The following is a 19427-nucleotide window of genomic DNA, read 5'->3' on the forward strand; positions in this document are numbered from 1 at the left end:
GGCCACATAGGGGCGGAAACGCGTTGCCGGCCAGGTTGAATTCAGCCCTGACTGCAGCGGCCAGCACTGGGCATTTGGCGCGCTCAGCACAGAGATCAGCTCTGCGCTGAACTGCTTGGTTCCTCAGTGGCTTCTGCGGCCAGCTTCAACCGATCAGCCTTGCTAATGTATTTGGACTTGCTTGGCGGCGCTAACTTGGCACTCGCCTTTTTGGCGTGCGCCGCTAACAACTGCTTGATTTTCTTACGACGATTCATGTGTCTCACCTAGCCTGTAATTAATTAAACGTGATCCAATAAAACCGTTAGCCAACCTATGCAGAACACGCGATCACGTGACAACTGGCACCTGTATTAACGAAGTGGCTGAGGCTTTTCTGCGGCGCGTACCGGGTTGTTTGGCACATCACTCCCGCTCACTCTGCAGGCCTGCCAGCACTGAGCGATAGAGGCCCTGTAGGTTTGTTACGTCCTGCTCATCGAGCGACTCGTGTTGCAGGCGGCGCTGAAACACCTCATCTACCGAGAGTTCATCCAGCGTTTCCCGGGCGCTGCTGGCAAGGCTGGCCGTTGCCGTACCGCGCTCGCGGCGGATGCGTAAGACCTCAACCGGCAAACCCTCACACAGCGCGGCAATCCGCACCTGTAAGTCGCTCAGGTAATCATCAGTGCTTACCAGCACTTCCAGCCAGACCGGTTGCTCGGCGCTGCCCTGCTCTGCCGCGTGCTGAATCTGGCTCGCCAACTCGCTCAGCGAGCCGCGCAGCGACAGCAGCGGCTGAAAACGCGGCACAGCCAATGCCGACACCTGACGCAGGCCGTTGCCATCCAGCTCCACCAGCAGCACTTCCTTCTGCTGTTTGGCTTCATCAAAACTCAGCGCAATCGGCGAGCCGCAATAGCGAATATGCTCAAGGCCGCCGACCTTCTGCGGGCGGTGAATATGCCCGAGGGCGATGTAGGCCGCCGGCGGAAAGGCGCTGGTGGGAAAAGCCTCCAGGCTGCCGACATAAATTTCACGCACCGAATCACTGGCACTGGCCCCCACGGTCGTCAGGTGGCCGGTGGCGATAATCGGTAGCCCGCCGCCCAGCGCCTCGCGTTTAGCCTCGGCCAGGGCATAGAGGTCTTGATAGTGCTGCTGGATCGCCTGTTGCAGCGACTGCTGTTTGTCCTGCGCGCTCTGCCCAGCCTGGCTGAGCAGCACATCGCGCGGACGAATAAAGGGGATGGCGCACAGAATGGCGCCCGGCTCGCCATCACGGCGGTGCAGCACCAGAAGCTGCTCGGCGAGGTCGTCACGAACACCTGGAATCACCCGCGTGCCGAGTTGCGCCAGCAGGGTTTGGCTTTCACCGAGCATGGCCACCGAGTCATGGTTACCACCAAGCACCACCAGTTCACAGCCCGTAGCACGCAGCGCGACGATAAAGCGGTTGTACTGCTCGCGGGCATAACTGGGCGGCGCGCCGGTGTCGAAGATATCGCCGGCAATCAGCACAGCTTCAACGGCGTGCTCATGCACCTGCTCAATCAGCCAGGCGCAGAAAGCCTGATGCTCGGCCTGGCGCGTCTTGCCCATAAAGTGCTGGCCGAGGTGCCAGTCAGAGGTGTGCAGGATGCGCATGGGCCGAGTCAAAACTGCCAATCCTTGACCACCATATGGGTCTTAACCTTTTGCATGCCGGGGAAGTTTTCGATTTCACCACGCACCTCGCTAAAGCGCTGCATCGAAGGCGCTTCGATATACACCAACATATCGGTCTCGCCGCTGATACCGCTGCAGCGACGCACCTCGGGGAATACCCGCATCAGCTCGACATAGTGTTCACAACGGCCACCTTGATAGAACAACTCCAGATAAACCTGAATCGCTGGCGCGTCCGGCACCGTCACCTGGGCGTGGTAACCGCGGATGACGCCACTGTGCTCCAGCTGACGAATGCGCTCGCTGACTGCCGAGCGCGACAGGTTAATCTCACGGGCAATCTGGCTAACGGGTAGACGCGCATCGGCGCGCAACAGGGCGAGTATCTGCTGGTCGAACTTGTCCACGCGGGGCTCTCGGGCAAAAGGCAATATGACGTGCAATGGCGCCATTTCGTCGGGTAAAGCCGACGTTTCGCCAGCTGCCTGAATCAGGTGGGCGATTTAACATGGCGGATCAAACCGCAGAGCATACAACATGAGCCGTCTGAATCAGGAATTGGGCCTACTGCAGGGCATTGGCCTGCTGAGCACGTCGCTGCTGGGCACCGGTATTTTCGTCATCCCGGCGCTGGCTGCCACCGCTGCCGGTGAGGCTTCGTTGTGGGCCTGGATGCTGCTGATCGCCCTGGTGCTGCCGGTGGCCTTTACCTTCGCCCAACTGGGCCGGCATTTTCCCCATGCGGGCGGCGCTCCGCACTTGATTGGCCGCGCCTTTGGCCCACGCTGGGAGCGCATCAGTGCCTGGCTGTTTCTTGCGGTGCTACCCGTGGGGTTGCCAGCCGCGTTGAGTATCGCCAGCGGCTTCTGGCAGGCGTTGTTCGACCTCAGTCATCACCAGGCACTGATCATCCAGCTGGCCACGCTGGTGGCCATCCTGCTGCTCGGCCAACGACCGGCGAAAGCCTCCGGGTTGATTCAGGGCGCTATCGCCGTGGCGATTATTGGCACCATTGCGCTGATCTGGTGGGTCGGTGATTTACCCGCCAGCAACCAGCCGCTGCTGCCGGCAATCAATGGCTCATGGCACCTACTGCCGGCCGCGCTGGCGGTGATGTTTTGGTGCTTTGTCGGCATTGAGGCCTTTACCCACATGGGTGAAGAGTTCAAGAACCCTGAACGCGACTTCCCTCTGGCCCTGCTGTTTGGTGTGCTGCTGGCGGGCCTGGTGTATTGGGCCTGCTCGGTCGCCGTGCTGAGTTTTCATGCCTACGGCGATGTACAAACAGATGCCGCCTCACTGCCACGCCTGCTCGATGTGTTGCTGGGTGAAAAAGCCCGCTGGCTGGCGGCAATCGTCGGTTACCTGGCCTGCTTTGCCTCGATGAATGTGTATATGCAGGGCTTCGCTCGGCTGATTTGGAGCCTGGCCGATGAGGGTAAACTGCCGGCCACGCTGGCTCAGCGCAATACCCACGGCGTGCCGGCGCGTGCGCTGCTGTGGGTGGTCGTCAGCTGCGCTCTGTGCGCCATTTTGGCCAATGTGCTCAAGCTGACGGTGGATGACTTGATCCGCTACGCCAACGGTAATTTTGTACTGATTTACCTGCTCAGCATGGTCGCCGGCGTTGTGCTGCTAAAGGGCATCTGGCGCTGGCTAGCCGGGTTCAGCGCCGTGCTCTGCGCCCTGGTATTGCTGATGCTGGGGATAGACGCCTGGTATGCCCTGGCCTTGCTGGTGGCACTGGGCTTGCTCGACCGTTTCAAGCAACAGCGCAGCATGCGCATGACTGCCGAGCCACGCTGAACACGCCGATGGCATGTAACGGCTCAACCATTCCAGCTACCCTCAGTTCAGCGAGGGACTGAAAGGACTGACCATGCGGCGCATTCTGAATGACCTGAAAATTCTGATCCTGACCAACCTCTGGCTGGTACCCGTGCTGGCGGGGCTGGTGGCGGCGCTGTTTTACTTCGCGGCGCCACCGCCGCCGATGCACGCGCGTATCGCCACCGGCGCAGCAAGCGGTGGCTACCATGCGTTCGGCCAACGCCTGCAAGCGGAATTGGCGTTACAGGGCTTCGACCTGGAGCTGGTGCCCAGTGGTGGCTCGCAGGACAACCTGAGCAAACTGGTGACTGGCGAGGTGGAATTGGCCCTGGTGCAGAGCGGCCAGGAGCTGACTCTGGCCGAGGAGCCGCGCGGCAACATCGCCGGACTTGGCGTGATGTACCGCGAGCCGCTGTGGTTGTTCGTGGGCGACAAGGTCAGCTTTGCACGCCTGGGGGACCTGATGACGCTGCGCGTGGCCGTCGGCTCGCCAGACAGTGGCACTCAAGCGGTCACCGCTGCACTGTTCGCCGCCAACCGTATCGAGCCGGCGCAATACCCGCCAAGCTGGCAGCCTATCGGCGGCAACCGCGCCGCCGATAGGCTGATTGAAGGCACGCTGGATGCTGCCTTTTTTATCGGCCCCGCAGAAAACGCGCTGATTCAACGCTTGGCCACCGCGCCGCACATCCGCCTAGTCGGCCTACGCCGCATCGATGCCTACTTGGCGCGCCTGCCTTACCTGAGCCGCCTGCAGGTAAACGAAGGCATGCTCGACCTGGCGCACAACACGCCCAATATGGACATTGCCACCCTAGGCCCCGTCGCCACCTTGGTTGCTGGCGAGGGGTTTCACCCCTCGCTGACGCCCTTGATCCTTGAAGCGGCCAAGACCGTGCTGAAAAGCGGCAACCTGCTCGACCCAGCCGGCAGTTACCCAGCCCGCCCGCCGCTGTCGCTGCCAATCCTGGATGAAGCGGAGTACTACTACAGCAAGGGCTTGCCGATACTGCAGCGTTACCTGCCGTTCCGCATTGCCTCGCTGGCCGACCGCTACATCATCCTCGCCATCCCACTGTTGGTGCTGCTGTTCCCCCTGATCAAAGCCATCGGCCCGATCTATCAGTGGCGCATCCGCGCACGCATCTACCGCTGGTACAAATACCTGCGCGAGATCGACGAGCAACTGTACAAAGGCAATCTGGACAACGACATCGCCGCCGAAATCGAGCGCCTGGAAAAACTCGAAGACGAACTGGCGCAGGTCGAGGTGCCGCTGTCCTACTCCAACGAGCTGTACGAACTGCACATGCACCTGCGCTACATGATCGAACGCCTGCATGCCTACCAGCGGCGCACGACTGCCGCAACCAAGGTCGGGTAAGATGCGCGCTTTCCGTTTACGCACCACGAGGCCGCTATGCCGATCCGCCACTGCATCGTCCACCTGATCGACAAGAAGCCCGATGGCACGCCCGCGGTGCTGCATGCCCGCGACAGCGAACTGGGCGCGTCCCAGGCCATTGAGAACATGCTCGCCGACCTCAACGAGAGCTATAACGCCAAGCAGGGCAAAGCCTGGGGGCTCTTCCATGAAGAATCCGGGGCGTACCCGTTCAGCGGCTGGTTAAAGAGTTATCTGGATGACAGCCAAGATTTCACCGCGTTCAGCCGCCAGGCCGTTGAACACCTGCAGAAGCTGATGGAAGAATCCAACCTGTCCACAGGCGGCCACGTGCTCTTCGCCCACTACCAACAAGGCATGACCGATTACCTGGCCATCGCCCTGCTGCACCACAGTGAAGGCGTTGCCGTTACCGATACGCTGGACGTTACCGCTGCCAAGCACCTGGACCTCAGTCAGCTGCACCTGGCCGCGCGGATTAACATCTCGGAATGGCGCAACAACGCCAATTCCAAGCAGTACATTTCCTTTATCAAGGGCAAAAACGGCAAGAAGGTTTCGGAATACTTCCGCGACTTTATCGGCTGCCAGGAAGGCGTCGACGGCCCCGGCGAAACCCGCACCCTGCTCAAGGCCTTCAGTGACTTCGTCGAAAGTGAAGACCTGCCCGAAGAACAGGCCCGCGAGAAAACCAAAACCTTGGTCAGCTACGCCGCAAACCAGGCCAAACAAGGTGAGCCCATCACCCTCGACGAGCTCTCCGGACTGATCGACGAAGAACGGCCCAAGGCCTTCTTTGATCATATCCGCAACAAGGATTACGGCATGGCCCCGGAATTTCCGGCGGATAAACGCACCCTCAGCCAGTTTCAGCGCTTTACCGGGCGCGCCGAAGGCCTGTCGATCAGCTTCGAGGCGCACCTACTCGGCTCGAAGATTGAGTACGACGAAAGCAGCGACACCCTAGTGATCCGTAACCTGCCAACGCAGCTGACCGACCAACTCAAACGCCGTAAAAACTAAGCATGCCGCGCTTGCCGGATAACCTGCTGGACGCCTGCCGGTGTGATCCCACCGCGCCATTTGGCCAAGACCCGGCGCGTGATTTTGGCCTTAACAAACAGGATGCACAGCAAGCCCTACACGCGCTGCGGCCGTGGCTCAATCAGCAGCAGCGCATGCTCTGGGCCAACCGCCGCCAGGCCGTGTTGTTGGTCCTGCAAGGCACCGACTGCTCCGGTAAAGATGGGCTCATCCGCCGGGTGATCAACAGCTTCGATCCCCAAGGTGTGCGCATCCACGGCTTTCAAAAACCCGATGCCGGCGAACAGCGCCAGGATTTTCTTCGCCGCTACCAGCAGCAGTTACCTGGGCCGGGCCTGATCGGTGTGTTCAACCGCAGCTATTACGAAGGGTTGATCAGCGACCCGCTGGACGGCCTGTGCCGCACGGACGAGCTGCCGGCGCGGCGGCAGGCCATCCACAGGTTCGAGGCGCAGTTACTCGCCGGGCAGGTCATCCCCCTGAAATGTTTTTTGCACCTGTCCAAAGGCGAACAAGAAATCCGCCTGCAAGAACGCCTGGAACGCCCGCATAAGCGCTGGAAGCTGCACCGCAGTGACCTTGAGTCATACCGAGAGTTTGACCTGCGCCAACAACGCTGGGCCGAACAGCTGAGCGCCAGCCACCACGAGGCTGCGCCTTGGTATGTGATACCGGCCGATCATCGCTGGTTGCGCGATTGGCTGGTCGCCAGCTTACTGGCGCGCGAGTTGGAACGCCTGCAGCTGGACTGGCCGGACATCGCAGCGCCGTTCAGCCTGGAAGAGTTAACGTGCACTTAGCCTAGGTCGCCGCCCATTAACCTGGCAAAGGAGCCGCCCATGAAGAACGTCATCCTACTGCTGAGTGCCCTGGCGCTGTTCCAACACTGGGACACCGTCAGCCATTGGCTGCAGCCAGCACAAGCGTCACGCCAAGGCGATGTGGTGCTGTATGCCACGCAGTGGTGCGGCTATTGCGCCAAGACTCGCGAACAACTGGCAAGCGATGGCGTGGCTTATCGGGAAGTGGATATAGAGCGGGATACTAACGGCCATGCCACCTTTAAAGCGCTGGGCGGGCGTGGCGTACCGCTGATCGATATCAACGGCACGCTGATTCACGGCTTCAACCCACACGCGATGCGGGCCGCGTACTGAACCCGGCGCGCCCCTTTGCAATGCGCGCCGACTTGAGTGGTTTACAGCGCCTTGATGGCAAAACCCATACGCGGGAAGTGCACATGCACCGTGCCGGCACGCGGGTCTTCGCGGCGCAAGATCAGCTCTTCACTGCCGCTGAACACCAACTCGCCTTCGACCGCATCCACGCCGTAGTCGATGGCGGAAATCGCCACCTGCTGGCCGATGGTAAAGCCATTTGGATCAACCAGGGCCGCATCCGGTAGCGCGGCCGGCGTTACCTCACGGGCAATGCTCACCGCCTCTTCTGCCGTCATATCGCTGAACGAGCCGTGACCGAAATCCAGTACCCGCGCCAGCCAGGTGGCCACCGCCGGGTAGGCGTCGACCAGCGGCGCCGTTACCGGCGTGCCACGCAGGAACCACAGCGAGTGCGCCATGGCGATATCAGCCAGTGATGGCTCACCAAACAGGAAGTCACCCGGCTCGCGCTCAAGCTGTTGCTGCAGGCGCAGCATCAGGGTCGGCCACTGGTGCTTGGCTACATCCAGCGGAACGCGGGCCGCCAGGCCGCCGGTGAACAGGCTCGAGCGGTCAGCAATAAAGGTCTTGAGAAACTCCGGCGGCAATTGACCGAAGCGGGCGGCGATGGATGCTGGCTGGAAAACCAGGCTGACCGCATGCAGAAACACCTGCGAGTCGGCCCACTGAGCAAAACAGGCGACGTTAAACGCCTGACCTTCAGGGAACAGCGCCGGGGTGCTTTTTTCCGCTTCCAGGCGGCGGGCGATCAGCGCGGTATCGCAGTAAATGTCCGCACCGACTTGCAGCACCGGCGTCTTCCGGTAGCCGCCCGTCAGGGCGGTGAGATCAGGTTTGGGCATGATCGGCGGGATCATGACCGAGCGCCAGGACAGCTGTTTGAAACCGAGCATCAAACGCGCTTTCTCGGCGAAAGGCGAAGTCGGGTAATGGTGCAGGATCAACTCGTGCATGACAGGCTCCGCAAGGATTCAGGTAGAGGCGCAGCTTAACCGCGTCGGGCCAAACGGCCTACCCGCTTAGCCTGATGGTGCATTATCAACCATGGCGATAACAGGCGCCGCCGCGACTAAGGCTTCCTTGGCGACCTTGGTCAGGGCCTTGATCGCCCGCTCACGGCGCAGCGCGTCGCCCTTCCCGGCACAGGCTTCGATATACACCAGCGCTTGCGCCGGGCTGGAGTAAAAGAAACGCGCGCCCTTGCCGCTCTGGTGTTTGGCAAAGCGCTTGTGCGGATCGTCGCTGATGCCGCAATACAGCGCACCGTTGGCCGCGCGCACCAAGTAGACGAACCAGGGTTTGACGACGGCGGGCGGTTCCACAGGGATCACATCAGGCATCAACAAATCGGCATACAGGCAAATACGGTCGCCGAGCTTATCAGACCGTTGTAAAGGTGGGTTCGGTAGGTAAAGGAGCGAAGAAGCCAATTCTATTTAGTACATGAGTATTCCGAGCTTGTTGTTAACGCAGTGTTGCCAACGTAGATAGTTTCTCAAAGTACCTGTGTTAAGCCCCACGGGGCGTTTTGCAGACACATACACAGGGCTTGAGCTCGATTTAATCGAGCTGATAGCAATGGCTATAACGTTTCAGCTAGCCGTACCAACGATTAGTCGTCTATTTAAAGTAATGCGACCGCACCGCCGCGACAGTGGCCTCGCGCAGCAAACCGATAAATAGCTGCTCTACATCCGTCAGCAGCTGGTTTTCCGGGGTCACCAAGTACACATCGTTAACCGGCAATTCGTCGTAGGGAGGCAGCTGGAACAGCAGCTTCTGCGTCACAAAGGGCTTGGCGCCTTCCACGGTCAAGGCGCCGAATCCGAGGCCAGCGAGAATTAACCGGCGCACCTCCTCCTCATTAGGCGACACCGCCACCAGGCGCCCCCAGAACTGCTGCTGGGTGCGCACCGAGTTGACCGCACTCAGGCCCTCGCCCGGCTGATCGCTCTCGAAGGAGACATAGGCCAAGCCGCGCAGGTCCGCTGCAGTCAGCTTGTCGCGGCCGAACAGCGGGTGGCGCGGACCGCAATAGAAGGCCATCTGCTCGTAGCCGATCAGATCAAAATGCAGGCCGGTCTGAGCGGTCTTCTTGTTGCTGATACCGATATGCAGGCTACCTCTGGCCACCGCATCAACAATGTCGGCGCTGGGCTGGGAGCTGAGGCTGATAAGCACATTGGGATACAGGCTGTGGAACTGCGCTAGGCTGTCGTCGAAGGGTTGGCAGCTGACATGGCTGGCGACCTGGATATGCAGCTCGCCGAGCACAGCACCGGCCTCGCCAGCGTACTGCTCGGCCATCTTGTCGATAATGCTGCCTGCCGAGGAAATGTACTCGTAGACCCGCAAGCCCTGCTCGGTCAGGGAGAACATGCCCTTCTTGCGCTGGATCAGGCGCATGCCCAGGTGTTCTTCCAGACGTTTGAGGGCGTTGCTGACGCTGGGCTGGCTCAGCGACAGCTTGCGCGCCGCGCCGGTGATGCTGCTTTCCTCGACGATCACCAGAAAGGTGTACAGCAGGTTCCAGTCCAGGTTGCGCAACAAGCGCTCGCGGGGCGACAGCATGATCGGTGGTTCTCCCAGGTAGGCCGTCATATCGGCTAGTTCGGGGGCAACAGTGCACCGCTCAGGCTATCGCACGCAAGCTCGCTTTCAGTCCAGATCATGGGCCAGCAGATCGCGGTATTCGCCACGGCGACGAATCAGCCGGCTGCCCTGCTGCAGATCTACCAGCACCGCAGCAGCGGATTGACGGCCACAGTATTGACTCATCATCTCCAGAGCATAGGCACCCACGTCGAGCAGTGCGATCACATCGCCCTGAGCGGTGGCCGCCGGCAATTCGCGCAAGTTTGGTTGATGCACCAGCACCTGCTCGAGCACCGCGCGATGCTGAGCCAGGGCGGGCTCAGTGGCGATCAGGTCCGCCACCGCACCCTCGCCCTCGATGTCGTAGTAAGTATCGCTGCTGTCGCACAGCGGCCCGGCCATACGGCAGTGCTGGGTGTCGCGATCATCGGCGCGGGAAGCGTTGAGCATATGGAAGTACCAGCCGTTATACAGGTCGAACAGTACGCTGTAGCCAGCGTCGAGGTAGAACACCGGGCGGCCCTGGCGCTGCTTGTGGGCCTCGATGCGGGTCAGCAGGATGGCCGTATCGCTGACCATGCTGCGCCCCGGTTCGACGATCAGCTCAATCTGCTCACCCAGGGCCTGCGACACCGGTTTGATCAGGTGCTCGGCAAGCAGGGCGAAGTCGACCTCGGTGCGGTAATTGGCGCGGTAGTGCGGCGCCACGCTGTCGAAGTTGGCCTCGGCGCTGCTGTAGTTCTTGGGGAAACCACCGCCCAGGTTCAGATGTTCCAGCGGATAAGGCAGTCGCTCGGCCACCTGACGCACATAGTCGATCAGGAACTGTGCCTCAGCCTGATAAACCGCAATATCAGTGATCTGGGTACCAATATGGGCATGCACGCCCACCAGCTTGAGCGCGGCGGGATGGGCCAGGATCAGCTCGATGGCCTCGCTCTGCTCGGCGGCGGTCATGCCGAATTTAGAGGTCGATGTGCCGGTCTGCCAGCCGGCTGCGGCACCGCCCTGGATCTCCGGGATAATGCGCAGGCTGACCCGCGCCTGCTGACCCAGCTCGTTGGCCACGCTAAGAATGCGCGAAAGCTCCGAAAGCGAGTCGACATTGATCGCCTTGATCCCGGCGCCTATCACCTCGCGCAGCTCCTGCACCTGCTTGGCCACACCGTTGAACACCATCTGCGCCGGGGCGAAGCCGGCGATCTGCGCCTTGTAGAACTCACCGCCCGAGTTGACCTCCAGATCCAGGCCGCAGTCCTTGAACACCTTGAGCACCGCCAGGTTAGCGCAGGCTTTGCTGGCAAAACAGACACGGGTGTTGGTATGCACGCGACGGAAGTTGTCGAGGATATCCCGGGCATTTTTGCGCAGCTGGCTTTGCGAATAGACGAACAGCGGCGAGCCGTAACGCTCGACCAGCTCAATGGCACTGACACCATCGATCAGCAGCTGGTTATGGGCGCTTTCCAGGTGCTGCGATCTTTTCCAGGGGTGCAGGGAGACAACTTGGCTCATGGCATTACTCACTCAAACTAGGCAGTTGAAGAACATCAATACTGGCTGGCCAGCAGGCGGCGCAGATTGTCCGATTGCGGGGCGTTGAACAGCTGCTCAGGGCTGCCTTGCTCCTCGATGCGGCCCTGGTGCAGGTACACCAGCTTGGATGACACCTCGCGGGCGAAGCGCATTTCGTGGGTGACCATGATCATGGTGCGGCCCTCCTCGGCTAGCTCGCGGATCACCTTGAGCACCTCGCCCACCAGCTCCGGGTCCAGGGCCGAGGTGGGCTCGTCGAACAGCATCACTTCCGGGTCCATGGCCAGGGCACGGGCGATGGCCACCCGCTGCTTCTGCCCGCCGGACAGGCAGTCGGGATACATCTGGCATTTCTCCAGCATGCCGACCCGAGCTAGCAGCTTCTTCGCCTGGGCCTCCACGTCGGTGCGGTTGCGCTTATGCACCAGGCAGGGGCCGAGCATCACGTTCTCCAGCACGGTCATGTGTGACCACAGGTTGAACGACTGGAAGACCATGGACAGGCGCGAACGCACCCGTTCGATCTGCCGCTGAAAGCGTCGCGAGCGCACGCCACGGCGATTGGTGCCCAGCTCCAGCTCCTCGCCGTGCACGCGCAGGCGACCGCTGTCGGGGAACTCCAGCAGGTTCATGCAGCGCAGCAAGGTGCTCTTGCCCGAGCCACTGGAGCCGATGATGCTGATCACATCGTGCTTCTCGGCGGTCAGCGAGACGCCCTTGAGCACCTCGATGCCGGCGAAGGTTTTGTACAGGTCTTCCACCTGCAAGGCAGCGTTGCTCATAAGGAAACTCCGGCGGATACCCGCTTGGTAACGGCTGAAGACGGGGTGGACGGCGCACGGCGCAGGCGCTGGTGGCGAGTCAGATAGCGTTCTAGGCAGCGCCAGAACCAGACAAAAGCACTGGTCATCAGTAGGTAGAGCACGGCCGCCCAGAGGTACACGGATAAGTCGAAGGTCTGCGAGAAGATGCGTCGGGTCTGCCCCATCACATCGAACAGGGTGATCACGCTGACGACCGCACTGCCCTTAAGCAACAGGATGATCTCGTTGCCCAGGGCCGGAAAAGCGATGCGGTAGGCATTGGGCAAGATGATCTTGCGATACTGGTTAAAACGCGACAGCCCCATGGCCACGCCCGCCTCGATCTGCCCGTAAGGCACGGCACGCAGACCGCCACGCAGGATCTCGATCTGATAGGCCGTGGAATTAAGGACAAAAGTCAGCAGCGCGCAGTAGTAGGGGTCGCGGAAAAACCACCAGAGCCCCAGCTGACTCAGCTCGGCGCGGAACTGACCGGAGCCGTAATAGACCAGAAACAACTGAGCCAGCAACGGCGTGCCACGAAAGAACGAGACGAACAAGCGGATTGGCCAGCGTAACAGCCTGCAGTCGCTGCAGCGCGCGATAGCCAGGGGCAGCGCCAGGGCGCAGGCCAGCAGAGCGGCGATCACCGTGAGTTGCAGGGTCAGGCCGGCGCCGGCCAGCAACTGGCTGGAAAAACGGGCGAGGATATCCATCATGTTGCAGCCCCTCCAATTCGCTGCCCCCGGTTGGCGCGACGCTCCATCCGGCCCAGCAGGTATTCGCAGAGCAAGCACACCAGCCAGTAGGCCAGGCATACCACCAGGAAGAACAGAAAGGGCTTCTTGGTCGCGCCGACTGCGATATTGGCCATGCGCATCAGGTCGCTTAGGGCAATCACCGAGACCAGGGCGGTGTCCTTGAGCAGGTTGATCCACAGGTTGCCCAGCCCCGGCAGGGCCAGGCGTAACAGTTGCGGCAGCTCGATCACCCGGAAGATGGTCAGCCGGCGCAGGCCCATGGCCTGACCCGCCTCACGCTGGCCGCCGTCCAGGGCCTGCCAGGCGCCGCGCCAAACCTCGCTGGAATAGGCGGCGAAGACCAGGCCCAAAGCCAGCACCCCGGCGATAAAGGGGCTCAGTTCCAAATACCCAGCCGCCGGGTTGTACCAGCGCAGCAGGGCGTTCAGGCCCATGCCGACACCGTGATAGATGATAAACAGGGTGAGCAGCTCGGGAAGGCCGCGCAATGTGGTGCTGAAAGCTAGGGCCAGGGCGCGCGCCGGGCGCCCGCCAAACAGCGCCAGCGCCGCCACCAGCAAACCCAGTAACAGGCCGAGCGGAAGGGTCGCCAGCGCCAGGGCCAAGGTCACCCCCAGCCCCTGGAGCAACTCATCGCCCCAGCCGGCATCTCCAAAGCTCAGGTAAGTGAGCCAGTCCATAACAGATCCTCTTCTCGTTCAACGGGTCAGCAGCGCGGGGCTCACTGCTCCAGGGTCAGCAGGTTGACCGAGAAGAACTTGTCGTTGATGGCCTGGTAGGTGCCATCGGCGATGATCGAGGCCAGGGCCTCATTGAGTTGCTGACGTAGCGCCTCGTCCTCCTTGCGCAGCGCCATGCCGACGCCTTCGCCGACATACTTGGGATCGCTGATCGGCTCACCAGCCAGGCGGCAGCAGCTGCCGTCCTTGGACTTCAGAGTCCAGTCGAGCATGGGGATCATGTCACCGACCTGGGCATCCAGCCGTCCAGACACCAGGTCCAGATTCACCGCATCTTGGGTCGGATACAGGCGCACGTCGGAGTTGGGGAACTTGGCCATCAGATAATCAGCCTGGGTGGCCGCACCCTGAGCACCTATGGTCTTACCAGCCATGGCAGCCGGGCTAAAATCGCTGAGTTCGGAATCTTTGGGCACCACAAAGGTCATCGCTGACTTCTGATAGGGATCGCTGAAGGCGACCTTCTGCCGGCGCTCCTCGGTGATAAACATGGAAGCGATGATCACATCGTATTTGCGCCCAAGCAGCGCCGGGATAATACCGTCCCAGTCCTGGGCAACCAGGCTGCACTTGACCTGCATGCGCTCGCACAGGGCCTTGCCAATTTCGATATCGAAACCGGCCAACTGGCCGTCGGCAGTGTAGTAGTTAAACGGTGGGTAAGCACCTTCGGTGGCCAGGCGCAAGGTAGTGCCGTCGGCGGCCTGGGCGACTGCGAACGGCAAAGCACTTAAGCTGGCACACAGCAGTAGAGAGCGGAGAGTCTTATTCATATTGTTTTCCTCTGGAATCGGAGTTCGTTGTAAAGCTGGCCGTAGCCCGCAAGCCTGCTTCAACCCACACTAGATGGCCAATCGGTCATCACCGCGAAACCAGAATCTGCCCGAGCCAAACATTTATCAAATGCATATTTATTATGTTACGCATAGCACCAGGCTATGTTTGTAAGCAAAAATCATTGCCCAGTCCGCGACTCCCAGCGCTTGCTGAAATGTATTTAGAGCCAGAAGGGCAGTCGATGAAATACATAACGGCCTACGGCAAGGGTCATTCCCCTTATCAACCCGTAAGCCACATCAGCGCCTGCAGCCCTTGCAGCTGATTTTCATCGACTTATGAATGGGCACCAAATGCTCGGTGAAGACCTAGCAGTGGTAATCGATAACCTAGCCTGCTTTTCTGCCGCTGGCTGAGCGAGTCAACTTTTTGCGACCGACAATCGCCAAGCATGTACTGACGCAACTAAGCGTGCCGGCGCAGCGAATCATGCAGGACAGCCGTAATGGGCATGGCGAGTAAGGCTGATGGTGATTGAAAGGCACAAACGGCAAAAGGTAGTAGGTTCGCGCTGAGTGCAGCGAAGCCTAATAAATGGCCCAGCTGCAAGAATGTAATGATGTTCTACCCCAACCGACTCGATGGCTGCCAGCGCGCTGCAGCCGCTTGGTCCGCGCAACGTCCTTCAACCCAGCGCGGGCCTTCGGCGGTGTCTTCTTTCTTCCAGAACGGTGCGCGGGTTTTCAGGTAGTCCATCACAAAATTGCAGGCATCAAACGCCGCCTGGCGATGAGCGCTGGTGGTGCCAACAAATACAATCGGCTCGCCCGGCTCCAGCCGGCCGACACGGTGGATGATCTCAACCCCCAGCAGCGGCCAGCGTTGCGCCGCCTCTTGCGCAATCTTGCCCAGCGCCTTTTCGGTCATACCGGGAAAGTGTTCGAGGAACATGCCGCCGACTTCGCGCCCTTGGTTAAAGTCGCGTACATAGCCAACAAAGCTGACCACCGCGCCAACCCCTAGGTTGGCGGCATGAAGGGCGTTAAGCTCAACGCCCGGATCGAAGGGTTGCGACTGGACGCGAATGCTCATGCAGAGACTCTCTGTGGGAGGGGCTTTGGCCGCGACTAAAACCGGTTCAACCGCCGGTTACGGTAGGAAAGAACGCCACGTCATCGCCGGCCGCCAGCGGTTCATCCAGGCTGCAGAGTTCTTGATTGCGCGCGCACATCAGGCTCTGCTCGGCCAGCACTTCCCACACCCCGCCACGGCTCAACAGGTGCAGGCGCAGCTGGTCGAGGCTGGCAAATGCCCCGCTCAGCTGTTCGCCATCCAGGCCGAGCGCTTCGCGATAACGGGCGAAATACTGTACGCGGATCATGCTTCTTCCCCTGCTACAAAGTGCCCACTCTTACCGCCGACTTTCTCCAGCAAGCGCACGCTCTCGATCACCATGCCACGGTCCACCGCCTTGCACATGTCGTAGAGGGTCAGCGCGGCGATGCTGGCAGCGGTCAGGGCCTCCATCTCCACGCCGGTTTGTCCGGTCAGTTTGCAGCGCGCAGTGATGCGCACTGCATCCGCACCTTCGGGCGACAACTCAACTTTGACGCTGGTGAGCATCAGCGGGTGGCAGAGCGGGATCAGGTCGCTGGTCTTTTTCGCGGCCTGAATGCCGGCAATGCGCGCCACGGCGAACACGTCACCCTTGGGGTGATCGCCCTGGGTAATCATCTGCAGGGTTTCTGGGCGCATGCGCACGAGGGCTTCAGCCACGGCCTCACGAATGGTCAGGGCTTTGTCACTGACATCGACCATATTGGCGCGGCCTTGGGAATCGAGATGGGTTAACACAGGCAGACTCCAGACAGGTATCCGGCGATTGTAAACCTAGGGGTCAGGTTTCGGCAGCTGTGAATACCGAAGGATTCAGGTGGGCAGAGGCGGCGTGACGTGAAGCTCGCACACGCATGCAGCGGTAACGCCCTGCAGTGCTGACCACTGCAGGGCAATCACAGTGCTTACATATGAGTTTCAGCGTACTCGGCGAGGATCGAACGCGGCACGCCTTGCAAGGTGATGTGCACGCCATGCTCGAAGTCTTTGAAGCGCTCCGTCAGGTAAGTCAGGCCCGAGCTGGGCGCCGACAGGTAAGGTGTATCGATCTGCGCCAGGTTACCCAGGCACACCACTTTGGAACCGCTGCCTGCACGGGTGATGATGGTTTTCATCTGGTGCGGAGTGAGGTTCTGGCATTCGTCGATCAGAATCAGGCTCTGCTGGAAGCTACGACCACGGATGTAGTTAAGGGATTTGAACTGCAGCGGCACCTTTTGCAGGATGTAGTCGACGCTGCCGTGGGTGTTCTCGTCCTCCATGTGCAGGGCTTCAAGGTTGTCGGTAATCGCGCCGAGCCAGGGCTCCATCTTCTCGGCTTCGGTGCCGGGCAGAAAGCCGATCTCCTGATCCAGCCCCTGCACGCTGCGGGTAGCGATGATGCGCCGATAGCGTTTGCTGACCATGGTCTGCTCAATGGCCGCCGCCAGGGCCAGGATGGTTTTACCGGAGCCGGCCGCACCGGTCAGGTTGACTAAGTGGATGTCGGGATCAAGCAGGGCAAACAGCGCCAGTGATTGATAAATATCGCGTGGGCGCAGCCCCCAGGCTTCTTGGTGCATCAGCGGCTCTTGATGCATGTCGAGCAGCAGCAACTCGCCATGCTTGATGCCTTTGATCCAGCCAACAAAGCCCTGCTCGTCGAGGATGAACTCGTTGACGTGCACCGCTGGCAGGTTGTCGATGAGCTGCACGCGGTGCCAGGTGCGGCCGTGGTCCTGACGGGTTTCTACCTTGTTGACGCGGTCCCAGAAGGAGCCGCTCATGTTGTGGTAACCCTGCGACAACAGCGATACATCGTCGACCAGTTGGTCGGTGTGGTAATCCTCCGAATCAATGCCGCAGGCGCGCGCCTTGAGGCGCATGTTGATGTCTTTGGTCACCAGCACCACATTGAGGCCAGGGCGGCGCACCTTCAGCTCGACCAGTTGGTTGATGATTTTGTTGTCGTTGAGGTCTTCCGGCAGCCAGGTGACCGGGGCAGCACTTTTGCTCATAAGAATGGACAGAAAGCCGCACGGGCCGCTTTTGTCACGCTGGATGGGGACGCCGTGTTCCACTTCCTCCGGGTTGGCATTACCGAGGATTTTGTCGATCAAACGAATGGCCTGGCGGCATTCGGCAGCGATGCCCTGTTTACCCGTTTTAAGTTTGTCCAACTCCTCCAATACGGTCATCGGGATGGCAACGTGGTGCTCTTCAAAATTCAGCATCGCGTTGGGGTCGTGAATCAGCACGTTGGTGTCGAGGGCGTACAGGGTTGGGGCGGTGGGCTTGGAGCGTCCGTGATCATCCATACTCGGTCACCTTCTTGTCGTAGCCAAGCGGCGCAGGGGCGAGAGCGCCGCATAGGGGCCGCCGACTTCTCAGTGCCTGGGCTGAGAAGACTGCAAACACGCTGAGGGCCAATGGCCGCCACCTGTCTGCAGGGTTCGGCGGTCTTAAAGGATGCGTCTTCTTGATACTCCAAAAAAGATGACAGAAAAACGTATTTCTGCGGTTTTTAGGGTTTATTTTTTGCACCGCTAAATAGCGCTTGGCGACCTGTGCGGTCGTCGTTAAAGTCGAAAGTCACGCCAGCGTACAAGCCCGCTAATTTTTCCCAATCAGCCCTGCGCGCGCTCACGCTCAGCCTTACAGCGATTGACCTCAACGGTCACATGCACCAACTCGGCAATGCCCGCCAGCCTGGCTTTATAACGACTCGCCTCAGCATCGCCATGGGTCACCACACTGACGATGCAGGCGAACTGCGCCCGGCCAACGCGCCAGAGGTGCAGGTCCGCCAGCTCAGTATCGGCCTCCAGGGCCAGCGCCGTACGTACGCGCTGCACAACCGGGTGGTCCATTTCACAGTCAAGCAGCGCCTTGCCGGTTTCAATCAACAAGCCCTTGGCCCACACCGCGATAATCACCGCGCCTATCACCCCCATCAGCGGGTCGAGCCAGTCCCAGCCCAGCAACATACCGCCCACCAGCGCGAGGATAGCCGCCACCGAGGTCAAGGCATCGGCCAGCACATGGACAAAGGCGGCGTGGCGATTGAGGTCCCGCCCCGCAGGCGGCGCGGCATGATCGTGATCGTGATCGTGATCGTGATCGTGATCGTGATCGGCATGAGCATGCACCGAGCCATGTGCATGATCGTGGCTATCACGCAGCAACCAGGCGGACACCAGGTTGACCACCAGGCCAATCACCGCCACCCACAACGCCATATCAAAGGTAATGACTTGCGGCTGCCATAAGCGCCACACCGACTCAAAGGCCAGCATCGCCACCACCACAACCAGCAGCAGAGCACTGGCGAACCCCGCCAGCACCTCGATCTTCCAAGTGCCGAAGGCAAACCGTGGATCATTGGCATAACGCCGCGCCAGCAAATAGGCCAGCGCCGACAAACCGATGGCCAACATATGTGAGGCCATATGCCAGCCGTCGGCCAGCAGCGCCATGGAGTTAAAGGCATAGCCGGCAACAATCTCCACCAGCATGGTCACCCCGGTCAGTGCGGTAACGCGCCAAGCCTGGCGTTCAGCGGTGGTCTCCAGCGGGCGATAGGTGTGGGACGGTTCCCAGCGCGAGTGATTGCAGGCGGTCATAGCAACTCCTTGAAGGATTAAGCAGTAACAAACCCAACACAAACTACAACCCCGTGGCGGCACCGGGGTCAAGCGCATCATGCTCCTCACCGCTGAGACGCCTGACGGCTGAGTGACAGTGCGCTGCACTGATGCAAATACACGCGCACAACGGCAACTGCTGAGCTGTCCTACTGCCTGACAATAACCATCACTATTTTCCTAACCACGCCAACCACTAACATCTGACTGCTTATTTATAATTATTTATTTGCGCAACACTAATTATTGGCGCCAATTAATAATTCACCCTCCCAAACAACTTGCTCGCCAACCACCTCACTGATATTGCTAACTTTTTTGCTTCCCGCCGGTGCCGTCAAGCGCCCCGGACCCGCTGCGCCATTACTG

21 protein-coding genes are annotated in these 19427 nt (G+C 60.4%); 5 read left to right on the forward strand and 16 right to left on the reverse strand.

The window, feature by feature from the left end; translation table 11 throughout:
- Positions 1–95: 95 nt before the first annotated feature.
- The 3 genes from AC0J6G_RS12240 to AC0J6G_RS12250 form a co-directional block, all read right to left on the reverse strand.
- Positions 96–257 (reverse strand): DUF2986 domain-containing protein, encoded by a 162-nt coding sequence (locus AC0J6G_RS12240; protein ID WP_475248070.1) that lies wholly within the window; start codon positions 255–257, stop codon positions 96–98.
- A gap of 148 nt (positions 258–405) precedes the next feature.
- Positions 406–1626, reverse strand: a complete 1221-nt coding sequence (gene sbcD / locus AC0J6G_RS12245; RefSeq protein WP_475253724.1) for an exonuclease subunit SbcD — start codon at positions 1624–1626, stop codon at positions 406–408.
- An 8-nt stretch (positions 1627–1634) separates the two neighbouring features.
- A complete protein-coding gene (locus tag AC0J6G_RS12250) occupies positions 1635–2054 on the reverse strand; it encodes an Lrp/AsnC family transcriptional regulator (protein ID WP_475248072.1) in 420 nt (139 codons plus the stop codon).
- A 130-nt stretch (positions 2055–2184) separates the two neighbouring features.
- Here AC0J6G_RS12250 and yjeH point away from each other — a divergent pair, with 130 nt between their 5' ends.
- The 5 genes from yjeH (at position 2185) to AC0J6G_RS12275 (ending at position 7083) form a co-directional block, all read left to right on the forward strand.
- Complete coding sequence (yjeH, locus tag AC0J6G_RS12255; RefSeq protein WP_475248074.1) at positions 2185–3453, forward strand: L-methionine/branched-chain amino acid transporter; 1269 nt, start codon at positions 2185–2187, stop codon at positions 3451–3453.
- Between the two features lie 73 nt (positions 3454–3526).
- Entirely contained in the window at positions 3527–4861 is a 1335-nt protein-coding gene (locus tag AC0J6G_RS12260; protein ID WP_475248076.1) for a TAXI family TRAP transporter solute-binding subunit, read from the forward strand.
- A gap of 36 nt (positions 4862–4897) precedes the next feature.
- Complete coding sequence (yejK, locus tag AC0J6G_RS12265) at positions 4898–5905, forward strand: nucleoid-associated protein YejK (protein WP_475248077.1); 1008 nt, start codon at positions 4898–4900, stop codon at positions 5903–5905.
- Positions 5906–5907: 2 nt separating this feature from the next.
- Entirely contained in the window at positions 5908–6726 is an 819-nt protein-coding gene (locus tag AC0J6G_RS12270; RefSeq protein ID WP_475248079.1) for a polyphosphate kinase 2 family protein, read from the forward strand.
- A 39-nt stretch (positions 6727–6765) separates the two neighbouring features.
- Positions 6766–7083 carry a glutaredoxin family protein gene (locus tag AC0J6G_RS12275; protein ID WP_475248081.1) on the forward strand — a complete coding sequence of 106 codons (318 nt, stop codon included), beginning with the start codon at positions 6766–6768 and terminating at the stop codon, positions 7081–7083.
- Positions 7084–7124: 41 nt separating this feature from the next.
- Here the strand turns inward: AC0J6G_RS12275 and AC0J6G_RS12280 are convergent, their stop codons facing one another.
- From AC0J6G_RS12280 to dmeF, 13 genes are all read right to left on the reverse strand, one after another.
- Entirely contained in the window at positions 7125–8060 is a 936-nt protein-coding gene (locus tag AC0J6G_RS12280; protein WP_475248083.1) for a glutathione S-transferase family protein, read from the reverse strand.
- A 66-nt stretch (positions 8061–8126) separates the two neighbouring features.
- Positions 8127–8447 (reverse strand): GIY-YIG nuclease family protein, encoded by a 321-nt coding sequence (locus AC0J6G_RS12285; RefSeq protein WP_475248085.1) that lies wholly within the window; start codon positions 8445–8447, stop codon positions 8127–8129.
- Between the two features lie 280 nt (positions 8448–8727).
- Positions 8728–9678 (reverse strand): LysR family transcriptional regulator, encoded by a 951-nt coding sequence (locus AC0J6G_RS12290; protein ID WP_475248086.1) that lies wholly within the window; start codon positions 9676–9678, stop codon positions 8728–8730.
- A gap of 87 nt (positions 9679–9765) precedes the next feature.
- Positions 9766–11217, reverse strand: a complete 1452-nt coding sequence (gene lysA, locus AC0J6G_RS12295) for a diaminopimelate decarboxylase (RefSeq protein ID WP_475248088.1) — start codon at positions 11215–11217, stop codon at positions 9766–9768.
- A 35-nt stretch (positions 11218–11252) separates the two neighbouring features.
- Complete coding sequence (locus AC0J6G_RS12300) at positions 11253–12020, reverse strand: ATP-binding cassette domain-containing protein (protein WP_475248090.1); 768 nt, start codon at positions 12018–12020, stop codon at positions 11253–11255.
- Positions 12017–12760 (reverse strand): ABC transporter permease, encoded by a 744-nt coding sequence (locus AC0J6G_RS12305; RefSeq protein ID WP_475248092.1) that lies wholly within the window; start codon positions 12758–12760, stop codon positions 12017–12019. The genes AC0J6G_RS12300 and AC0J6G_RS12305 overlap by 4 nt, the downstream gene beginning before the upstream one ends.
- Positions 12757–13482 carry an ABC transporter permease gene (locus tag AC0J6G_RS12310; protein WP_475248094.1) on the reverse strand — a complete coding sequence of 242 codons (726 nt, stop codon included), beginning with the start codon at positions 13480–13482 and terminating at the stop codon, positions 12757–12759. Before AC0J6G_RS12310 ends, AC0J6G_RS12305 begins: the two co-directional genes overlap by 4 nt.
- A gap of 41 nt (positions 13483–13523) precedes the next feature.
- Complete coding sequence (locus AC0J6G_RS12315) at positions 13524–14315, reverse strand: ABC transporter substrate-binding protein (protein ID WP_475248096.1); 792 nt, start codon at positions 14313–14315, stop codon at positions 13524–13526.
- Positions 14316–14943: 628 nt separating this feature from the next.
- Entirely contained in the window at positions 14944–15411 is a 468-nt protein-coding gene (moaE, locus tag AC0J6G_RS12320; RefSeq protein ID WP_475248098.1) for a molybdopterin synthase catalytic subunit MoaE, read from the reverse strand.
- Positions 15412–15457: 46 nt separating this feature from the next.
- Positions 15458–15700 carry a MoaD/ThiS family protein gene (locus AC0J6G_RS12325; RefSeq protein WP_475248100.1) on the reverse strand — a complete coding sequence of 81 codons (243 nt, stop codon included), beginning with the start codon at positions 15698–15700 and terminating at the stop codon, positions 15458–15460.
- A complete protein-coding gene (gene moaC, locus AC0J6G_RS12330) occupies positions 15697–16173 on the reverse strand; it encodes a cyclic pyranopterin monophosphate synthase MoaC (protein WP_475248102.1) in 477 nt (158 codons plus the stop codon). Before moaC ends, AC0J6G_RS12325 begins: the two co-directional genes overlap by 4 nt.
- A 167-nt stretch (positions 16174–16340) precedes the next feature.
- Positions 16341–17732 carry a PhoH family protein gene (locus AC0J6G_RS12335; protein ID WP_475248104.1) on the reverse strand — a complete coding sequence of 464 codons (1392 nt, stop codon included), beginning with the start codon at positions 17730–17732 and terminating at the stop codon, positions 16341–16343.
- A gap of 309 nt (positions 17733–18041) precedes the next feature.
- Complete coding sequence (dmeF, locus tag AC0J6G_RS12340) at positions 18042–19037, reverse strand: CDF family Co(II)/Ni(II) efflux transporter DmeF (protein WP_475248106.1); 996 nt, start codon at positions 19035–19037, stop codon at positions 18042–18044.
- Positions 19038–19427: the final 390 nt, after the last annotated feature.

It is taken from the genome of Pseudomonas sp. TS_SC_3, from assembly GCF_056156225.1.